The organism is Nitrincola lacisaponensis (assembly GCF_000691225.1).
Classification (GTDB): Bacteria; Pseudomonadota; Gammaproteobacteria; order Pseudomonadales; family Balneatricaceae; genus Nitrincola; species Nitrincola lacisaponensis.
The window spans coordinates 449,398-468,408 of the sequence record NZ_JMSZ01000016.1; the positions used below are offsets into that span (position 1 = coordinate 449,398).

The following is a 19,011-nucleotide window of genomic DNA, read 5'->3' on the forward strand; positions in this document are numbered from 1 at the left end:
GCAGAGCTTCCCCGGCTTGAGGCAGGTGACTGAGTGTTTCGTCTGTTAATTCTAGGGTTACTGCTGTTATTGGCAGGTTTGCAATATCGCCTGTGGCTGGGTGATCCGAATCTTCGTCAGGTTTGGCAGCTGGAGCAGGCGATTATTGAGCAGCGTCGGGAAAACCAGTTGCTGACCGAACGTAATCAGCGACTGGAGGCTGAGGTGGCGGATCTTAAACAGGGTCTAAAGGCTATCGAAGAGCGTGCACGCAGTGAAATGGGGCTGATCCAGGAGGGTGAAACCTTTTTCCGTCTGATCGAGCCCGGTCCGACTCGGCGGCCACAACCATGAGCCTGATAGAATCGCTGCATCAAACTGAATCCTATTTGCTTGGGCCTCCCGAGTGTTGTGCGCTCTTTCGTGCAGAGCCAGCAGATTTTCAGGTCGAAGAAATTCTGGGGTTTGAGCTGGATGGGCAGGGTGAGCACCTGTTCGTGCAGCTGCGTAAAACCGGTGAGAATACCGACTGGGTTGCGCAGCAACTGGCACGTCATACACAAACGCATGTCCGTGATATAGGGTATGCGGGCAAAAAGGATCGTCATGCTGTCACCGATCAGTGGTTCAGTCTGCGTCTACCATTGAATCAGTCCATAGACTGGAGCGGGTTTGAATCTGATTCTATTCAAGTGCTGCAGCAACAGCGGCATGGTCGTAAGCTGAAAACCGGTGTTCATCAGGGAAACCGCTTTGCGATACGTCTACGTCAGGTCAGTGACCCTGAGGCGTTGCAGTCACGTTTTCAGCAGTTGATCCAGTTGGGTGTTCCCAACTACTTTGGTGAACAGCGTTTTGGTCATGGTTATGGCAACCTTTACAAGGCCGAGCAGATGTTGCTGGGTAGCTTGAGAGAGCGTAATCGGCAAAAGCGTGGGCTGTATATTTCTGCGTTACGTTCCATGCTGTTCAACCGGGTTGTGTCTGCCCGTATTGATGCGGGGCGATGGAACAGGCTTGCTCTGGGTGAGGTATTGATGCTTAATGCCAGTCAGAGTTGTTTTTGTGTCAGTGAAGAGGCAGAGCTGCCAGCCTTGCAAGAGCGATTGGATCAGGGAGAGTTACACCTGACAGCTCCGCTCTGGGGGCGTGGCGGTTTGATGACTGGTGCAGATGCTGAGGCTTTTGAGTTGTCTGTTCTGGAGCCTTGGCAGGCTCTGTGTGTCGGGCTTGAATCCCTGGGGCTGAATCAGGAACGGCGCGCCGTACGTGTTAAAATGCAGTCGCCAGCGATTGAGCAGGTGGATACGGCCGACTGGGTGATTAGATTTGCCTTGCCTGCGGGTGTGTTTGCAACCAGTGTGTTGCGTGAGCTGTGTCAGCTGCAAGCCGGTCGTTAGAAAAAATCAGCTTGATGAGTTGTTCAAAGTGCTAATTAAAGACGTTGCCATACAGCGTCCAGAGAGAAGAGATGAAAATTTTAGTCTCCAATGATGATGGGGTATACGCACCAGGCCTTGCTATTCTGGCAGAGGCTTTGCGACAGGATGCCGATGAATTGTGTGTGGTCGCACCGGATCGTAATCGCAGTGGTGCAAGTAATGCGTTGACGCTGGATCGGCCTCTGGAAACCTACCGCCATACCAGTGGTTATTTCAGTGTTAATGGGACACCGACAGATTGCGTGCATTTAGGGCGCTCCGGGTTGTTTCTGGATGGTTTTGTGCCAGATATCGTTGTTTCCGGTATTAATGTCGGGGCTAATCTGGGTGACGATGTACTCTATTCCGGGACAGTCGCTGCGGCGATGGAAGGGCGTACCTGTCGTTTGCCACCTATAGCGGTATCAATGAACAGCTTTCATCCCCGGCATTTTGATACGGCCGCTGAAATTGTTCGGAGTATCGTGGCTAAACTCGACTCTTTGGTCATAGCTCCGCGTACTGTGTTGAATGTCAATATTCCCGATTTGCCCATGGAACAGATTCGTGGCATTCATGTAACACGACTCGGACACCGCTTGGCCGCAAATCTGCCCGTACCCGCTGAAGATCCGCGCGGCAAGGTGCGTTACTGGATTGCTGGCGCCGGAGATGTTGCTGACCGTGACCCGGGCACTGATTTCTTTGCCCTTGAGCAGCACTGCGTCTCTGTGACGCCATTGCAAATTGATATGACCCATTATTCCGGAATGGATAATCTGGCCAGTTGGCTTGAGGAACTGTGATGGTAGATCTGGACCTTCAGGGAATAGGTATGACCTCACGACGTACACGTGAGCGGCTGATTTCCAGATTGAAGGAAAAAGGCATTAGCGATCAGCGTGTGCTGGATGTGCTTTTGGCAACACCGCGTCATCTGTTTCTCGATGAGGCTCTGGCTCACCGCGCCTATGAAGACACGTCGTTGCCGATCGGGTTTAATCAGACGATCTCACAGCCTTATACCGTCGCGCGAATGACTGAAGCCTTGTTGGCAGATGGCCCATTGAAAAATGTGCTCGAAGTCGGAACAGGTTCAGGCTACCAGACAGCGGTATTAGCGCAACTGGTCGATCAATTATGCAGTGTTGAGCGGATACGTCCTTTGCAGGATAAAGCGCGCAGTCGCTTGCAGCGCCTGAAACTCTACAATGTTACTTTACGTCACAGTGATGGTGGTATGGGGTGGCCTGAAAAGGGTCCCTTTGATGGCATTCTGGTGACAGCCGCTCCGGCTGAGGTGCCTTCCGAATTGCTGGCACAGCTGGCGCCTGGTGGACGATTGGTGATTCCTGTTGGCGGTGATTTACAACAGCTCAAACGGGTAACGCGTTTGGAAAATGGCAGTTACACCACAGAAGTTCTGGAAGGTGTTAAGTTTGTTCCGTTGTTGAGCGGACTGGTACGCTGATAAGGATTTGAGTACAGATGCAGCGAAGCAAAAAAGAGTATGCGGTGTTGGCGGGTAAGGGAATGCTTATGGGGGCAGCTGATGCTGTACCGGGTGTCTCAGGTGGCACTGTTGCATTTATTACCGGCATTTACGAAGAGCTGATTCATAGCCTGAAGCAATGTGGCCCGGAAGCGCTGAAGGTGCTCTTTACACAGGGTATAGCCGCCTGCTGGCGCCATATAAACGGGACGTTTTTACTGACACTGGTTGGCGGCATTCTATTCAGCCTGCTGACGTTGGCCCGGGTCGTGCTGTATCTGCTGGATCAATACCCCGTCCTGCTCTGGTCATTTTTCTTTGGCCTGATTCTGGCGTCCACCTGGAGCGTCATGCGTCATACCGGGCGTTTTGGCTGGAATGTTGCCGCTGTTTTTGTATTGGGGACTCTTCTGGCATTGCAGGTCACATCCATGACACCGGGCGTGGCTGATCCAGGTTATATGATGATTTTTGTGTCTGGAATGGTGGCGATTTGTGCCATGATATTGCCAGGTATTTCAGGCAGCTTTATTCTTCTGTTGCTTGGCATGTATGCGCCGGTGCTGATGGCATTGAAAGCATTCCAGCTGGATTTTATTGCCGTATTTGTGTTGGGTTGCGTGATTGGCCTGCTGAGCTTTTCCCGGGTATTGAGCTGGGCTTTTGCACACTATCGGGTGCTGACGTTGTCTTTGCTGGGCGGATTCATGCTGGGTTCTCTGAACAGGGTCTGGCCTTGGAAGTACACTCTGTCGTACAGTATCAACCGTCAGGGCGAAGAGGTCCCGATACAGCAGAAGAATATTCTGCCAGATACCTTTCATGCCTTGACCGGACAGGATCCTATGACACTGGTCGCGGTGGGTCTGATGGTGTTGGGTGTCATATTAGTACTGGTACTGGATAGACGTTGATCGGGAGTCAGTGTGCGCAGGGGCAGGATCGCTTATATCGTCGGGATACTGTCACTGGGCCTTTTTCAAGGCTGCAGCACCGGCTATGCGCCTGTCACTGACCGTTCAATGGGTGCTCGCCAGATAGGCGTGCCCGTCACCGCACCCGCCACAGCCAGTCGTCCTGCTCCCTTGCCTAATCCTGGCAGCTACACGGTGAATCGTGGTGATACGCTCTATTCGATTTCCTGGCGCTATGGTCTGGATTACCGTGAAGTGGCGCGATGGAATAACCTTAATGAGCGCTTTCAGATTTTTCCGGGGCAGGTTTTACGTTTGAGCCCTGGAGGCAGTGCGGCTGTTGCAGCGGCACCTGTGGCAGCCACACCAGCACCGGCTTCATCATCGCAACAGACTACAGCGCCTGCTGCCCAGACCTCAAGTCAGCCGGCATCATCATCTACTGCACAGCAGCCTGCTGCTCGACCCGTTGCCTCATCACCTTCGCCAGCGACAAGCAGTGGCGCTCTGGTCTGGCGATGGCCGGCTGAAGGGCCTATTATCCGCCGCTTTTCTTCTCAAGAAGGTGGAAATAAAGGGATCGATATTGCTGGGCAGCAGGGTGATCCCGTGAGGGCAGCAGCCGATGGTCGAGTAGTCTATGCCGGCAGTGGTCTGTTAGGCTATGGCAATCTGGTCATTGTGAACCATAACCGTGAGTTTTTAAGTGCCTATGCGCATAACAGTCGCATTCTGGTCAGTGAAAATGATATGGTTAAAGCTGGTGATAAAATCGCGGAGATGGGGCAAACAGGGACAGATCGGGTGCAGTTGCATTTTGAGATCCGGCGCGACGGCAGACCCGTAGATCCTTTGAGTTATCTCCCGAGACGATAACAATAATGACTGGATCATCCAGAGGCCTACTGAAGGGTTAGTACATGGTGTCAATGAACGACAGCGACAAGCTAGAAGACGAATTCATTCTGGATTCGGATGACTTGGTAGATGAACTCGATCAACAGGATGAGGAGGACGATATCGACACGGATGCCGATGAGTTTTTGAACAGCGGTCGTGGCCGTGGCAGCGCGACGCATCAGGATCTGATGAATGCAAAAAGTCTCGATGCCACACAAATCTATCTGAATGAGATAGGCTTTTCTCCGTTACTGACAGCGGAAGAGGAGGTCTATTTTTCACGTTTGGCGCTCAAGGGTGATGAAGCTGCACGCAAGCGTATGATTGAAAGCAATCTGCGCCTGGTGGTTAAAATTGCCCGTCGTTACATCAACCGGGGACTCACGCTGCTGGATCTGATTGAGGAGGGTAACCTCGGACTGATACGTGCAGTAGAAAAATTTGATCCAGAACGAGGGTTTCGTTTTTCAACCTATGCGACCTGGTGGATACGTCAGACAATTGAGCGTGCCATCATGAATCAGACCCGCACCATTCGCTTGCCGATACATGTCGTCAAAGAGTTGAATCTGTACTTGCGGGCATCGCGCCAGTTGGCACAGAAGCTTGATCATGAGCCGACGGCTGAAGAGATTGCGACACTGGTCGAAAAGCCGGTTGAAAGTGTTGAGCGCATGCTGGGCCTGAATGAGCGTGTGGCATCGATTGACGTCCCTGGTGCAGGCGGCAGCGACAAGCCTCTGCTGGATACACTGGCAGATTCGGAAAACTCTGATCCCGAGTCTTTGCTACAGACAACCAATATCAGCGGTAATCTGAACCGTTGGCTGGATATGTTGCCGGAGAAACATGCCGAAGTCATTGCACGACGCTTTGGGCTTCGGGGCTATGAAATGAGTACGCTGGAAGAGGTGGGTAATGAAATCGGCCTGACCCGCGAACGGGTCAGACAGATTCAGGTTGAGGGTCTGCGAAAGCTACGTGAGATCGTCGAGAAAAACGGCCTGACGGGCGAAGACCTGTTGCAATAATCAGCCTGTCCTTGATTCCAGCAGGGCTTTGAGTTCATACACAAGGTCCAGTGCCTGGCGGGGTGTCAGCTCATCCGGGCACAGGGCTTTCAGTCTGATCTCTGCAGGTCCCGGCTGTGGGCTGGCAAACATATCTGGCTGTACCGGTCCACCCGTTTCACGTGGTATTTCATGCTGTCCTGGTACCGGACGAGTGTCCTGTTCCAGTTGAATCAGCTTCTCCCGTGCCCGTTCAATGACCTTGGGTGGCACACCTGCGAGCTGGGCGACCTGCAAGCCATAGCTTTGGCTGGCTGCACCATCACGCACTTCATGCATAAACACTATCGAGTCCTGATGTTCAATCGCCGTCAGGTGAACATTGCGAATACCCGGAATGCGTTCCGGCAGCGTGGTGAGTTCGAAATAGTGGGTTGCAAACAATACCATGGCGCGAATTTCACTGGCGAGCTGTTCGGCGCAGGACCAGGCCAGCGATAAGCCGTCAAAAGTGCTGGTGCCACGACCCACTTCATCCATCAAGACCAGGCTTCTGGGTGTTGCATTGTGCAGAATATTGGCTGTTTCGTGCATCTCGACCATAAACGTGGATCGCCCACCTGCCAGGTCATCTGAAGAGCCCATGCGTGTGAAAATACGGTCTGTCAGACCGATGCGTGCGGTGTCAGCCGGAACATAGCTGCCAATCTGCGCCATCAGTGTAATTAAGGCGACCTGTCGCATATAGGTCGATTTACCACCCATATTGGGGCCGGTAATGATCAGCATATGCTGTGATGCATCGAGGTGCAGATCGTTTGATACAAAGGGCGTGTCGTTGACCTGTTCTACGACCGGGTGTCGGCCACCACGTATCTCAAGCAATGCATCCTGCACCAACAGTGGACGACAATATTGCAGGGTTTCCGCACGTTCAGCCAGGCAGCAGAGCAGATCCAGTTCAGCCAGGGATGCAGCGGATACTTGCAGATCGGCAAGTTGTTCTGCCAGTTTTTCCAGCAGCTCGTCGTAGAGCAGTTTTTCCCGCGCCAGGGCCCGGCCTCTTGCACTGAGAGCCTTGTCTTCAAAGGTTTTCAGTTCCGGTGTGATAAAACGCTCGGCATTTTTCAGTGTTTGCCTGCGAATATAGTCTGCGGGTACAGTTTCAGCCTGGCTACGACTCAGTTCAATATAGTAGCCATGTACCCGGTTATAGCCAACCTTGAGGGTGGCAATGCCGCTGCGTTCGCGTTCACGTTGTTCCAGTTGCAGCAGGTACTCACCAGCATTTTCACTGATGCCGCGCAGTTCATCCAGCTCGGTGTCATAACCTTCGGCGATTACACCTCCGTCGCGAATCACTACCGGTGGTGAGTCGATGATGGCGCGTTGCAACAGCTCGGCCAGCTCTGGAAAGGTATTGATTTCACTGGCCAGCATCAGGATGCGTTCGGCATCTGTGCCCGCTAGGAGCGATTGAATACCGGGCAGGGCCTGTAGTGCATCACGTAAGCGCTCCAGGTCCCGAGGACGGGCAGATCGCAGTGCAACACGGGACAGAATACGTTCACAGTCACCGACGGGGCGCAGTGTCTCTGCCAGGGTTTCATGGCGGTAATCTTCCAGCAACCAGCGAATCGCATCCTGGCGCAGTTGCAGGCGGTTGAGATCGCGTAGTGGTCGGTGCAGCCAGCGCTTCAGCAGACGACTGCCCATGGCGGTTTGGGTGCGATCCAGCACCGACGCCAGAGTGTTGTCTCGTCCGCCATTCAGATTCAGATCCAGTTCCAGGTTACGGCGGGTGGCGGCATCCATTAATAGTGCTTCGCTGCGATCTTCAACCTGCAGACGTCGAATGTGAGGCAGGCTGCTGCGCTGGGTATCTCGCGCGTATTGCAGCAGGCAGCCAGCGGCAGCAATTGCCAGTGGTAAATGTGTACAGCCAAACCCTTCCAGATTGCTGACACTGAACTGCTGGCACAACAGTCGTTCAGCTGTATCAGGTTCAAAATACCAGGGTGGCTGGGCATGCAGGCCTTTTCGTTGTTGCAGTGCGGGTGGTAGCCCGTGGCTGTCATTATAAAGAATTTCAGCAGGTTGCAGTCGCTCGACTTCGGCGATCAGGTCTGCTTCACTGTCCAGCTGTAGCAGACTGAAACGCCCTGAGCTCAGATCCAGCTGTGCCAGCCCAGCCTGATGCTGGTGGCGACACAGGGCGACTAACAGGTTATCAGTACGTGCTTCAAGAAACGCCTCATCTGTCAGTGTACCCGGCGTGACAATGCGTGCGACCTGGCGCTCAACGGGACCTTTGCTGGTCGCCGGATCACCCACTTGCTCACAGATAACGACCGACTCTCCCTGACGAACCAGTCGTGCGATATAGCCTTCAGCGGCATGGTAAGGCACACCTGCCATGGGGATCGGTTGACCGCCGGACTTTCCACGAGCCGTTAAGGAAATATCCAGCAGCTGTGCTGCGCGTTTGGCATCATCAAAGAACAGCTCATAAAAGTCTCCCATGCGGTAGAACAGCATTTGGTGTGGGTGCTCTGCCTTGATGCGAAAGTACTGCTGCATCATGGGGGTGTGCTTGTCGAGAGAGGATTCGCTGGCGCTAGCAGTGCTGGAAGACACAGAAACTCCGTAATGATTGCAACTGAATGGACACTGGTTTTTAATGCCTTCTATTCTACGTTAAATACAATAGGCTCCGAAACGGGGAAAACAGAGAATGAGAGATCTGGCAGCAGAAGTGGGGCAGGCGTTGTTGAAACGTCAGGCACGTATGGTCACTGCTGAGTCGTGCACTGGTGGCTGGGTAGCCGAGCTGCTCACTCAGATACCAGGTTCCTCTGCCTGGTTTGATGCAGGGTATGTCACTTATTCCAATGCCGCCAAGCAACGAATGTTAGGCGTCAGCGCAGAGGTGCTTGAGGACCGGGGGGCTGTGTCTGAAGCTGTGGTGGTGCAGATGGCTGAAGGTGCCTTGCGTCATGCGGGGGTAGATATTGCCGTGGCAATCAGCGGTGTCGCCGGGCCGGATGGTGGCACACCTCGTAAGCCGGTAGGTACTGTATGGTTCGCCTGGGCCATACGCGATCATGCCACCGTGACCTGTCTGAGTTTTTTCAGTGGTGACCGTCAGTCAGTTCGTGCTCAGGCTGTTGAGCAGGCCCTGGAGGGTATCTTGGCCTACCTGCCTCAGGAGACTTGCATTTCAGTGTAAATGTGAAATAATACTGTTCAGATATACAGTATTTCGGTCGGTGTACTATCGCCAAAACCAGAGGTCACGAGTCAATGGATGAAAACAGGAAGAAAGCGCTGGATGCGGCGCTGTCACAGATAGAGCGTCAGTTTGGTAAGGGTGCAGTCATGCGTATGGGGGATCAGCCGCGAGAGGCTATTCCTTCTGTATCGACAGGCTCTTTGGGGCTGGATATTGCGTTGGGTCTGGGTGGTCTGCCGTATGGTCGTGTAGTGGAAATCTATGGCCCTGAGTCATCCGGTAAAACCACTTTGACACTACAGGTTATCGCTCAGGCACAAAAGCAGGGTAAAACCTGTGCGTTTGTCGACGCCGAGCATGCGCTGGACCCGATTTATGCGGAAAAACTGGGTGTTGATGTTGATGCTTTATTGGTCTCTCAGCCGGATACCGGGGAGCAGGCGCTGGAAATTACCGATATGCTGGTGCGCTCCAACGCGGTTGATGTGATCGTCGTGGACTCGGTTGCTGCGTTGACGCCTAAAGCAGAAATTGAAGGTGAAATGGGTGACTCTCATGTCGGTTTGCAGGCGCGTTTGATGTCTCAGGCGCTGCGAAAACTGACCTCAAGTGTCAAAAATGCCAATACCCTGTTGGTCTTCATTAACCAGATTCGTATGAAGATCGGGGTGATGTTTGGTTCACCTGAAACCACTACCGGTGGTAATGCATTGAAATTCTATGCGTCTGTGCGACTGGATATTCGCCGGATCGGGTCGGTTAAGCAGGGTGACGAAGTGGTCGGTAACGAGACTCGCGTCAAGGTTGTCAAAAACAAGGTTTCCCCACCCTTCAAACAGGCCGAGTTCCAGATCATGTACGGTAGTGGTATTTACCATATGGGTGAGGTGATTGATCTGGGTGTGAAAGAAGGGCTGGTGGATAAATCCGGTGCCTGGTATGCCTACAAGGGCGATAAGATTGGTCAGGGCAAGGCTAATGCAGCCAAGTACCTTGAAGAGCACCCGGATGTTGCGGAAGAAATTGAGCTGGAAATTCGCCGTCGCCTGCTTTCTACGCCGGTCAAGCCTTCGGCTGATGATGTGACTGAGGAGCCTCAACTGGATTTGTCCTGAGGCTTTGCTACACTGCATTCAAGGATGAATGCAGTTCGGTCTTCACGCTTCGCAAGTTTATCATTTGTGTGAGTATGATACCTTCACCCAATAACAGGACGTTGATACTTCATGAAAACTCCTCTGGATGCTGCTGCATTGAAAAACCGGGTGATCGGTTTGCTGGCGCGTCGCGAATACTCCCGTCTTGAGTTAATTCAGCGTCTCAGGCAGCAGGCTGCATCTGTCTCAATATTAAATAATGTTCTGGATGCACTGGAGCAGGATGGTTATCTCAGCGATCAGCGTTGTGCGGAAAGTTTTATCCGTCAGCGCCTGGGTCAGTACTGGGGTCCAAAACGTATCCGCTATGAACTGCAGCAGAAAGGCATTCCTGCCAGTCTGATTAACCGGCTGCTTGAAGAGGCAGATCCTGACTGGGATGCGTTGGCACTGAATCTGGCGACTAAGCGTTTTGATCTGAGTGGCCGAGCTGATCTGAAAGAACAAGCAAAGCGCTTGCGTTACCTGGTGAATTACGGCTTTAGTTACGATCAGGCACAGCGTGCGCTTAAAACGGATTTGATGTGAAATTGCAAGGAAAAATATCGTACATTTTAGAGTTATTCTATATAATCTTCGGTCATTTTTGGACCCGTAGCAGGTAGCAGAAGGTTAACTATGCAATATATGACCAGCGCAGAGATACGTCAGGCGTTTCTTGAATACTTCAAGGAGCAGGGGCATACCATCGTCAGCTCCAGTTCGTTGATTCCGGGCAATGATCCGACCTTGCTGTTTACCAATGCCGGTATGGTTCAGTTCAAAGACGTCTTTCTGGGTACGGAAAAACGTGATTATCTGCGCGCTACGACTTCGCAGCGCTGTGTGCGCGCGGGTGGTAAGCATAATGACCTTGAAAACGTGGGCTATACTGCGCGTCATCATACGTTTTTCGAGATGCTGGGTAACTTCAGTTTTGGTGACTATTTCAAACAGGATGCCATCCGTTTTGCCTGGACTTTTTTAACCGAAGTGCTTCAGTTACCCGCTGAGCGCTTATGGGTAACAGTCCATCACAGTGATGATGAAGCAGAAAAAATCTGGAAAGAAGGTATTGGCGTTGATCCTCAGCGCTTCTCCAAGCTGGATGAGGATAACTTCTGGTCGATGGGGGATACGGGTCCATGTGGTCCGTGCACGGAAATCTTTTTTGATCATGGTCCTGATGTTGCCGGTGGGCCACCAGGCAGTCCGGATGAAGATGGTGATCGCTATATAGAGATCTGGAACATCGTGTTCATGCAGTATAATCGCTCGGCAGATGGTTCCATGACGCCGCTGCCCAAGCCTTCTGTCGATACTGGTATGGGGCTGGAGCGTGTTGCTGCAGTGATGCAAAACGTTCACAGTAACTATGAAATTGACCTGTTTCAACGTCTGTTGGCTGCTGCTGCTACTGCAGTCGGTTGCGAAGAAGCCGGTCAACAGTCCCTGCGTGTCATTGCAGACCATATCCGCTCCAGCTGCTTCCTGATTACGGATGGCGTGGTGCCCTCGAATGAAGGGCGTGGCTATGTGTTGCGGCGCATCGTGCGTCGTGCAATACGCCATGGGAACAAGTTAGGTGCCAAGGGCGTATTCTTCCATCAGCTGGTACAGGCTATGGCTGATGTCATGGGCGAAGCCTATCCCGAACTGCGTAGTCAGCAGTCCCAGATTGAAAAAATTCTGCTTAAAGAAGAGCAGCAGTTCGCGCGTACGCTTGATAATGGCATGAGTATTCTGCAACAGGCGATTGAGTCCTTGCAGGGGGATGTGCTGTCGGGCGACACGGTATTTCGCTTGTACGATACCTATGGCTTCCCGGTTGACCTGACCGCGGATGTAGCGCGTGAGCATGGGTTGACACTGGATATGGATGGCTTTGAGGCGGCCATGGAAGCTCAGCGCGAGCGTGCCCGTTCCGCCGGACAGTTCAATGTCGACTACAACGATCAGATTCAGCTTGAGGGTGCAACCTGCTTCAATGGCTACAGTGCATTGCAGGATCGCAGTCGTGTTGTGTTGTTGTTGAAAGACGGTGAATCCGTGAAACAGCTGGCAGCAGGTGAGAAGGGTGTTGTGATTCTGGAGAACACGTCTTTTTATGCTGAGTCCGGTGGTCAGGTCGGTGATGCCGGCGTACTGCGCTGGGATCGTGGACAGTTTCAGGTAGTGGATTGCACCAAAGAAGGCAAGCATCACCTGCATCATGGTGAGGTGACCGAAGGTGTACTGTTGCTGGATGATCAAGTAGTGACTGAAGTTGATGCGCAGCGTCGTCAGGCAACAGCATTGAACCATTCTGCAACACACCTGCTGCATGCCGCATTACGCAATATTCTCGGTGACCATGTGCAACAGAAAGGTTCTCTGGTCGATGCTGAGCGGCTGCGTTTTGACTTTTCTCATTTTGAGGCGGTGACACCTGAGCAGCTGGAGCAGATTGAGCAGCAGGTGAATGATCAGATACGCGCCAATATGGCCGTTGAGACAGAATTAATGTCACTGGATGCGGCCAAGGCCAAGGGGGCTATGGCGCTGTTTGGTGAAAAGTATGATGCCGATGTCCGGGTGCTGAGCATGGGTGATTATTCACTTGAACTGTGTGGTGGCACACATGCCGGTCGTACGGGCGATATCGGTGTGTTCCGGATTGTCAGTGAGGCCGGTATTGCTGCGGGCGTGCGTCGAATTGAGGCGGTTACAGGTCGCCAGGCGCTGGCGTACATCGCAGAGAATGATGCCTTGGTATCTGAAATAGCAGCACTGGTTAAAGGTTCGCGTGTCAATTTGCTGGATAAGGTGCGCCAGGTTGCAGAGCGTAACCGCCAGCTTGAAAAAGAGTTGGAGCGTCTGACTGCCAAACTGGCTACAGCTCAGAGCGGTGATCTGTTATCCCAGGTTCAGCAGATCAATGGCATTGCGGTTCTGGCAACAGAGATTGAAGGTGCAGATCCGAAATCCTTGCGTGATTTGATGGACCAATTAAAAAACAAACTTGGCAGTGGTGTGGTGGTGCTGTTGGCGCGGACTGATGACAAGGTCAGTGTGGTTGCAGGCGTCACCAAGGACTTGACTACGCGTGTAAAAGCGGGTGATCTGGTACGTGAGCTGGCTGTTGTGCTGGGCGGTAAAGGTGGTGGTCGCCCTGATATGGCTCAGGGCGGTGGTACCGATGCTACGGCAATCCCTGCAGCGTTGCAGCGTGTGCCGGAACTGTTAAATAACGCCTGATTTTGTGTAAATGACTGGTCGGGTGATGCTTTGCAGACCCCGCGCGGAGAGATGAAATGGCATTGTACGTACAAAAGTACGGCGGTACATCGGTCGGGTCAATCGAACGGATTGAAGCTGTAGCCGATAAAGTAAAGGGTTTTCGTGATCGTGGCGATGATGTCGTCGTGGTGCTGTCGGCAATGAGTGGTGAAACCAACCGTTTGATAGGTTTGGCTAAAGCAATCAGTCCCGATCCCAGTGCTCGTGAGCTGGATGTGTTGGTGTCTACCGGAGAGCAGGTCACCATTGCATTGTTGTGTATGGCGTTGCAAAAACGTGGCATTAGTGCACGTTCTTATACCGGCAGTCAGGTGAAAATTCTGACTGATAGTGCCTTTGGTAAGGCGCGTATTCAGGATATTGAAACTGGAAAGATGCGCCAGGATTTGTCTGCAGGCCGGGTGGTTGTGGTTGCCGGTTTTCAAGGGGTTGATGCCGAAGGCAATATTACCACGCTTGGACGTGGGGGCTCTGATACCACTGGTGTGGCACTGGCGGCTGCATTAAAAGCAGATGAGTGTCAGATCTATACTGATGTCGATGGTGTGTATACTACTGATCCTCGTGTTGTAGAAACCGCGCGGCGTCTGGAGAAGATAACCTTCGAAGAAATGCTGGAAATGGCGAGCCTGGGGTCTAAAGTATTACAGATACGCAGTGTTGAGTTTGCTGGCAAATATAAAGTACCCCTGCGTGTCCTGTCGAGTATGGTTGATGGGCCTGGTACATTGATTACAACAGAGGAAGACAGTATCGTGGAAAATCCGGTTATCTCAGGTATTGCATTTAATCGTGACGAAGCCAAACTCACTGTAGTGGGGGTGCCTGATATTCCAGGCGTGGCATCAAGAATTCTGGGGCCGGTCAGTCGCGCAAATATTGAAGTCGACATGATTGTTCAGAATGTGGCAGGAGATAAGACCACAGACTTTACCTTTACCGTGCATCGTAATGACTATGATAAAGCCAAAGCGATTCTGGAAAAGGTAGTTGTTGAGTTAGGTGCCAGAGAGTGCACAGGGAGCAATAAAATAGCCAAGGTATCCATCGTGGGTGTCGGGATGCGCTCACACGCCGGAGTGGCGAGTCGAATGTTTGATGCCTTGGCTAATGAAAATATAAACATTCAGATGATCTCAACTTCCGAGATTAAAGTATCAGTAGTGATAGCGGAAAAATATCTGGAGTTGGCCGTGCGTGCACTGCACTCTTCGTTTAATCTTGAAGCTACAGATACAGTATCTGAGTAACCATTAACTGCTGAGGACTCAAGGCCGTTATTGTAAGGGTCAGGATCTTATCAGCGACAAGGACCAGGAGATTCAAATGCTGATTTTAACTAGACGTGTTGGTGAAACCTTGATGGTAGGTGATGATGTCACCGTAACTGTTTTGGGTGTTAAGGGTAATCAGGTTCGCATCGGTGTCAATGCACCGAAGGATGTATCTGTTCATCGCGAAGAGATTTATCAGCGAATTCAGCGTGAAAAGGGTGAGGAAACAGGAAAAGAGTAATTTTTTTAAATTTCTCTTTTCATTGGGGATTTTCCCTTGTATTATATGCGCCGTTGTTAGGTGAGTTGGCCGAGTGGCTGAAGGCGCGCCCCTGCTAAGGGCGTATAGGGGAAACTCTATCGAGGGTTCGAATCCCTCACTCACCGCCATTTTGATGATATGCGCCCGTAGCTCAGCTGGATAGAGTACCTGGCTACGAACCAGGCGGTCAGAGGTTCGAATCCTCTCGGGCGCGCCATCATCAAATAGACAACGGCAGCATAAAAAGTAAGATGTGCGCCCGTAGCTCAGCTGGATAGAGTACCTGGCTACGAACCAGGCGGTCAGAGGTTCGAATCCTCTCGGGCGCGCCATTACTTCCTCTCTTGTTTTAAGACTTCTTGCTCCTCATTTGTTCTATCTCCCAAATCCTCATGTTCACGATGATTCTGGTCTTTTGCCTGTATCTGGTATCCAAATTTACGTAGTCTGGTCTATTCTTGTAAAAAAATTACATCTGTTACTGAGTATTGCTGCTCGGTATAAATTTAGTTTTAATGGGGTTATCTAAAAATTGGTACCTGTAGCGATGAGTCGTTCAGGTCAACTTAACCCGTTTGCCATCACATCCTTAAGAAGGGTGTCAGTCGTCAAAAGCACAATGGCAGATGTACCTGTTTTAACAGATGCAGGAGCGTTCGATGGATGACTTGTTAGCAGAAGGCCTGTCGCTGATGGTGTTCGGCATGGGCTTCGTTGTGGTGTTTCTCACTCTCTTGGTCATAGCTACCAGCTTGATGTCTCGTCTGGTTATGCGCTTTGAGCCAGCTCCCGTTCCCGTTACTGCAGCCAAAAAAGGCAGTGCGCCTGCTGCGCCATCAGGTCAGCCAGATGATCAGGTGTTGATTGCTGTGATGACAGCCGCCCTGAAAAAATTCCGCGCTGATCGTAACGATCAATAATTCATTTTAAATTACATTTAACAAGAAAGGTTAGCCCTATGTCAGACGCACAGAAAACGCTTGGCATCACGGAACTCGTGTTACGTGATGGCCATCAGTCTTTGTTGGCAACACGCATGCGCCTTGATGATATGCTCCCGATTGCCGCTAAAATGGATCAGGTGGGTTACTGGTCAGTTGAAAGTTGGGGCGGTGCTACATTTGATGCATGTATCCGTTACCTGGGTGAAGATCCCTGGGTGCGTATTCGTGAGCTCAAGGCTGCCATGCCGAATACGCAGCAGCAGATGCTGCTGCGTGGGCAGAATCTGCTGGGTTACCGTCACTATGCTGACGATGTCGTCAGTCGTTTTGTTGAGCGCGCTGCGACAAACGGTGTGGATGTCTTCCGCGTTTTCGATGCCATGAATGACCCGCGTAACCTGGAAGCAGCGATCAAGGCAGTGAAGGCTTGTGGCAAGCATGCGCAGGGCACAATGTCCTACACCACCAGTCGCGTCCATACGCTGGATATGTGGGTTGATTATGCGCGTACGCTTGAGGATATGGGAGCGGACTCGATTGCGATCAAGGATATGTCAGGCATTCTGACACCTTACGATGCCTACGATCTGGTATCTCGCTTGAAAGCGCAGACCGATCTTGAGGTGCAGCTGCAATCCCATGCGACATCGGGTCTGGCTGATATGACCTTACTGAAAGCCATTGAAGCCGGTATTGATCGTGTTGACGCCTCAATTTCCTCCATGTCCATGACCTATGGCCATACCGCTACTGAAACGGTCGTAGCGGCATTGCAGGGTCTGGAGCGCGATACAGGTCTGAATCTGGAACTCTTGGAAGAGATTGCTGCATACTTCCGCCAGGTGCGTAAGAAGTACGCCAAGTTTGAGGGGTCTCTGCGTGGCACAGATTCACGCATTCTGTTGGCGCAGGTACCAGGTGGTATGCTGACCAATATGGAAAGCCAGTTGAAAGAGCAGGGCGCAGCAGACAAGTTTGATGCGGTGCTGGCTGAAATTCCTAAAGTACGTGAGGACCTGGGTCTTATCCCGCTGGTAACGCCGACATCGCAAATTGTCGGCACTCAGGCGGTGATCAATGTGCTGATGGGTGAGCGTTACAAGAGTATATCCAAAGAGGTTCAGGCAATTCTGAAAGGTGAGTATGGTGCTGCACCTGCGCCTTACAATGCTGAACTGCAGGCACGTGTGCTTGATGGTGCTGAGCCGATTACTTGTCGTCCGGCTGATCTGTTGGAACCGGAAATTGAAAAGTTGACAGCTGAACTGAAAAAGCTGGCGCAGGAAAAGGGTATTCAGCTGGTTACTGGTGATGGCGAGATTGACGATGTGCTTACCTATGCGCTTTTCCCGCAAATCGGCTTGAAGTTTCTTGAAAATCGTAACAACCCCGCAGCATTTGAGCCTGTTCCGACGGGTGAAGAGGCTGCCCCGGCTTCTGCCGCATCGGTACCGGCAAAGTCTGCTGATAGCGGTGTGTATACCATTACGGTGAATGGTCAAAGTTACGTTGTGCAGGTTGCTGAAGGTGGTGATATATCCGCAGTGACTCCAGTAGCACCTGTTGCGGCGACAAGTGCGCCTGCGGCAGCTCCAGCTGGATCTGGAGAGCCTGTTGCTGCACCGCTGGCCGGTAATATCTGGAAAATCATGGTATCACCAGGACAGCAGATCAAGGAAGGCGAGGTGCTGATCATTCTGGAAGCGATGAAGATGGAAACTGAGGTCCGCGCAGCACGTGATGGTTCGGTTGTTTCTGTCGATATCAAGGAAGGTGATTCCGTTCAAGTTGGCGACAGTCTGCTAACGCTTGCATAACAGGTGCGATAAATGGAAAAGCTCTTAAGTATCTGGTATGCCTCCGGAGCCTACAACCTGAGCCCAGGCCAGGTTGTCATGATCTTTGTTGGGGTGCTGTTGCTGTATCTGGCGATCAACAAAAAGTTTGAACCCTTGTTGTTGGTGCCGATTGGCTTCGGCGGTATTCTGGCCAATATTCCCCAAGCGGGCATTGCCTATTCTGCTGTCGAAAATGCGTTTTACCATGGTGGGCCTGAGTTGTTGGCTGATCTGGCATTACTCTTGGGAAGTTCTACGGCTGATATGGGAGAGTTGAAGCATCTGTATGCTGAGGCAATTCCATCGATAAAGGCAGCTGCCACACTTCTGGCGCAAGACGCTGGCTTTAACAATGGCATGCTGTATAACTTTTACAGCATTGCGGTGAAGTCCGGTGCTGCACCACTGCTCATTTTCATGGGTGTTGGTGCGATGACAGACTTCGGTCCTTTGCTGGCTAATCCGCGCACGCTGTTTTTGGGTGCTGCCGCTCAGTTTGGTATTTTTGCGACTGTCATCGGGGCGGTAGCATTAACCAGCATGGGGGTGATGAACTTCAGTATTCAGGAAGCTGCAGCCATAGGTATCATTGGTGGTGCTGATGGCCCAACGGCTATCTGGGTATCAACCATGCTGGCACCTCACCTGCTGGGCGCTATCGCGGTTTCTGCCTATGCCTACATGGCACTGGTACCGATGGTTCAGCCACCCATCATGCGGTTACTGACGACGAAACGTGAACGTAAAATCGTCATGAGTCAGCTGCGTCATGTGTCCAAGCGTGAAAAGATACTTTTCCCTGTGGTGCTGTTGTTCCTGGTTGCCTTGTTGCTGCCTGATGCTGCTCCGCTGCTGGGTATGTTCTGTTTTGGTAACCTGATGCGTGAGTGTGGTGTGGTGGATCGCTTGAGTGATACAGCACAGAATGCGCTGATCAATATCGTGACAATTTTCCTCGGGCTGTCTGTCGGTTCAGTATTGATTGCTGATAAATTCCTGGATTTGCAGACTCTGGGTATCATGATTCTTGGTATTGTGGCGTTTGCTGTAGGTACAGCTGCAGGCGTGATCATGGCCAAGATTATGAACTGGATGATGGGTGGTAATGCCATTAATCCGTTGATTGGTTCAGCTGGTGTATCGGCTGTTCCGATGGCTGCCCGGGTGTCCAATAAGCTGGGTCTGGAGGCTAATCCGCAGAACTTCCTGCTGATGCACGCCATGGGCCCTAACGTAGCGGGCGTAATCGGCTCAGCTGTGGCTGCCGGTGTGATGATCAAGTTTGTAGGTTAAACAAGGGTTGAAACGAAAAAGGGCTGCTGAGCAGCCC

At 51.9% G+C, this 19,011-nt stretch carries 17 protein-coding genes and 3 tRNA genes; 19 read left to right on the top strand and 1 reads right to left on the bottom strand.

Features of this window, described 5'->3' with window-relative positions:
• The first annotated feature begins 33 nt into the window (after nt 1-33).
• From ftsB to rpoS, 7 genes are all read left to right on the top strand, one after another.
• Complete coding sequence (ftsB, locus tag ADINL_RS05425) at nt 34-333, top strand: cell division protein FtsB (RefSeq protein ID WP_036544681.1); 300 nt, start codon at nt 34-36, stop codon at nt 331-333.
• The gene (gene truD / locus ADINL_RS05430) at nt 330-1,379 is read left to right on the top strand and encodes a tRNA pseudouridine(13) synthase TruD (protein ID WP_051632585.1); all 1,050 of its coding nucleotides are present in this window, start codon (nt 330-332) and stop codon (nt 1,377-1,379) included. Before ftsB ends, truD begins: the two co-directional genes overlap by 4 nt.
• 71 nt (nt 1,380-1,450) lie before the next feature.
• Complete coding sequence (gene surE, locus ADINL_RS05435; RefSeq protein WP_036544683.1) at nt 1,451-2,206, top strand: 5'/3'-nucleotidase SurE; 756 nt, start codon at nt 1,451-1,453, stop codon at nt 2,204-2,206.
• Entirely contained in the window at nt 2,206-2,871 is a 666-nt protein-coding gene (locus ADINL_RS05440) for a protein-L-isoaspartate(D-aspartate) O-methyltransferase (RefSeq protein WP_036544685.1), read from the top strand. The genes surE and ADINL_RS05440 overlap by 1 nt, the downstream gene beginning before the upstream one ends.
• 17 nt (nt 2,872-2,888) lie before the next feature.
• On the top strand, nt 2,889-3,806 hold the full coding sequence (locus tag ADINL_RS05445) for a polyprenyl-phosphate transporter (RefSeq protein ID WP_204368196.1): 918 nt from the start codon (nt 2,889-2,891) through the stop codon (nt 3,804-3,806).
• A 12-nt stretch (nt 3,807-3,818) separates the two neighbouring features.
• Nucleotides 3,819-4,682, top strand: a complete 864-nt coding sequence (locus ADINL_RS05450) for a peptidoglycan DD-metalloendopeptidase family protein (protein WP_036544687.1) — start codon at nt 3,819-3,821, stop codon at nt 4,680-4,682.
• Between the two features lie 53 nt (nt 4,683-4,735).
• Nucleotides 4,736-5,737, top strand: coding sequence for an RNA polymerase sigma factor RpoS (gene rpoS, locus ADINL_RS05455; protein ID WP_152547633.1), 1,002 nt, complete (start codon nt 4,736-4,738; stop codon nt 5,735-5,737).
• Here rpoS and mutS read toward each other — a convergent pair whose 3' ends face one another.
• Nucleotides 5,738-8,299, bottom strand: a complete 2,562-nt coding sequence (gene mutS / locus ADINL_RS05460; protein ID WP_051632586.1) for a DNA mismatch repair protein MutS — start codon at nt 8,297-8,299, stop codon at nt 5,738-5,740.
• A 151-nt stretch (nt 8,300-8,450) separates the two neighbouring features.
• On the opposite strand from mutS, the gene pncC reads away from it, so the two are divergent.
• The 12 genes from pncC to ADINL_RS05520 all read left to right on the top strand — a co-directional run bounded on the left by pncC (nt 8,451) and on the right by ADINL_RS05520 (nt 18,974).
• Nucleotides 8,451-8,945 carry a nicotinamide-nucleotide amidase gene (gene pncC / locus ADINL_RS05465; protein ID WP_036544690.1) on the top strand — a complete coding sequence of 165 codons (495 nt, stop codon included), beginning with the start codon at nt 8,451-8,453 and terminating at the stop codon, nt 8,943-8,945.
• 74 nt (nt 8,946-9,019) lie between these two features.
• Nucleotides 9,020-10,063: a recombinase RecA gene (gene recA / locus ADINL_RS05470; protein WP_036544692.1), complete on the top strand. Its 1,044-nt coding sequence runs from the start codon at nt 9,020-9,022 to the stop codon at nt 10,061-10,063.
• 111 nt (nt 10,064-10,174) lie between these two features.
• The gene (locus ADINL_RS05475; RefSeq protein ID WP_036544695.1) at nt 10,175-10,633 is read left to right on the top strand and encodes a regulatory protein RecX; all 459 of its coding nucleotides are present in this window, start codon (nt 10,175-10,177) and stop codon (nt 10,631-10,633) included.
• Between the two features lie 99 nt (nt 10,634-10,732).
• Nucleotides 10,733-13,321: an alanine--tRNA ligase gene (gene alaS, locus ADINL_RS05480; protein ID WP_036545531.1), complete on the top strand. Its 2,589-nt coding sequence runs from the start codon at nt 10,733-10,735 to the stop codon at nt 13,319-13,321.
• 56 nt (nt 13,322-13,377) lie between these two features.
• A complete protein-coding gene (locus tag ADINL_RS05485) occupies nt 13,378-14,613 on the top strand; it encodes an aspartate kinase (RefSeq protein ID WP_036544697.1) in 1,236 nt (411 codons plus the stop codon).
• Between the two features lie 76 nt (nt 14,614-14,689).
• Complete coding sequence (gene csrA, locus ADINL_RS05490; protein WP_036544699.1) at nt 14,690-14,878, top strand: carbon storage regulator CsrA; 189 nt, start codon at nt 14,690-14,692, stop codon at nt 14,876-14,878.
• Nucleotides 14,879-14,937: 59 nt separating this feature from the next.
• Nucleotides 14,938-15,027 (top strand) — tRNA-Ser (locus ADINL_RS05495).
• Nucleotides 15,028-15,039: 12 nt separating this feature from the next.
• Nucleotides 15,040-15,116 (top strand) — tRNA-Arg (locus ADINL_RS05500).
• A 38-nt stretch (nt 15,117-15,154) separates the two neighbouring features.
• A tRNA-Arg gene (locus ADINL_RS05505) sits at nt 15,155-15,231 on the top strand.
• A 327-nt stretch (nt 15,232-15,558) separates the two neighbouring features.
• Nucleotides 15,559-15,819 carry an OadG family protein gene (locus ADINL_RS05510; RefSeq protein WP_036544701.1) on the top strand — a complete coding sequence of 87 codons (261 nt, stop codon included), beginning with the start codon at nt 15,559-15,561 and terminating at the stop codon, nt 15,817-15,819.
• 38 nt (nt 15,820-15,857) lie between these two features.
• Nucleotides 15,858-17,660, top strand: coding sequence for a sodium-extruding oxaloacetate decarboxylase subunit alpha (oadA, locus tag ADINL_RS05515; RefSeq protein ID WP_036544703.1), 1,803 nt, complete (start codon nt 15,858-15,860; stop codon nt 17,658-17,660).
• A gap of 12 nt (nt 17,661-17,672) precedes the next feature.
• Nucleotides 17,673-18,974 (top strand): sodium ion-translocating decarboxylase subunit beta, encoded by a 1,302-nt coding sequence (locus ADINL_RS05520; RefSeq protein ID WP_036544705.1) that lies wholly within the window; start codon nt 17,673-17,675, stop codon nt 18,972-18,974.
• Nucleotides 18,975-19,011 lie beyond the last annotated feature (37 nt).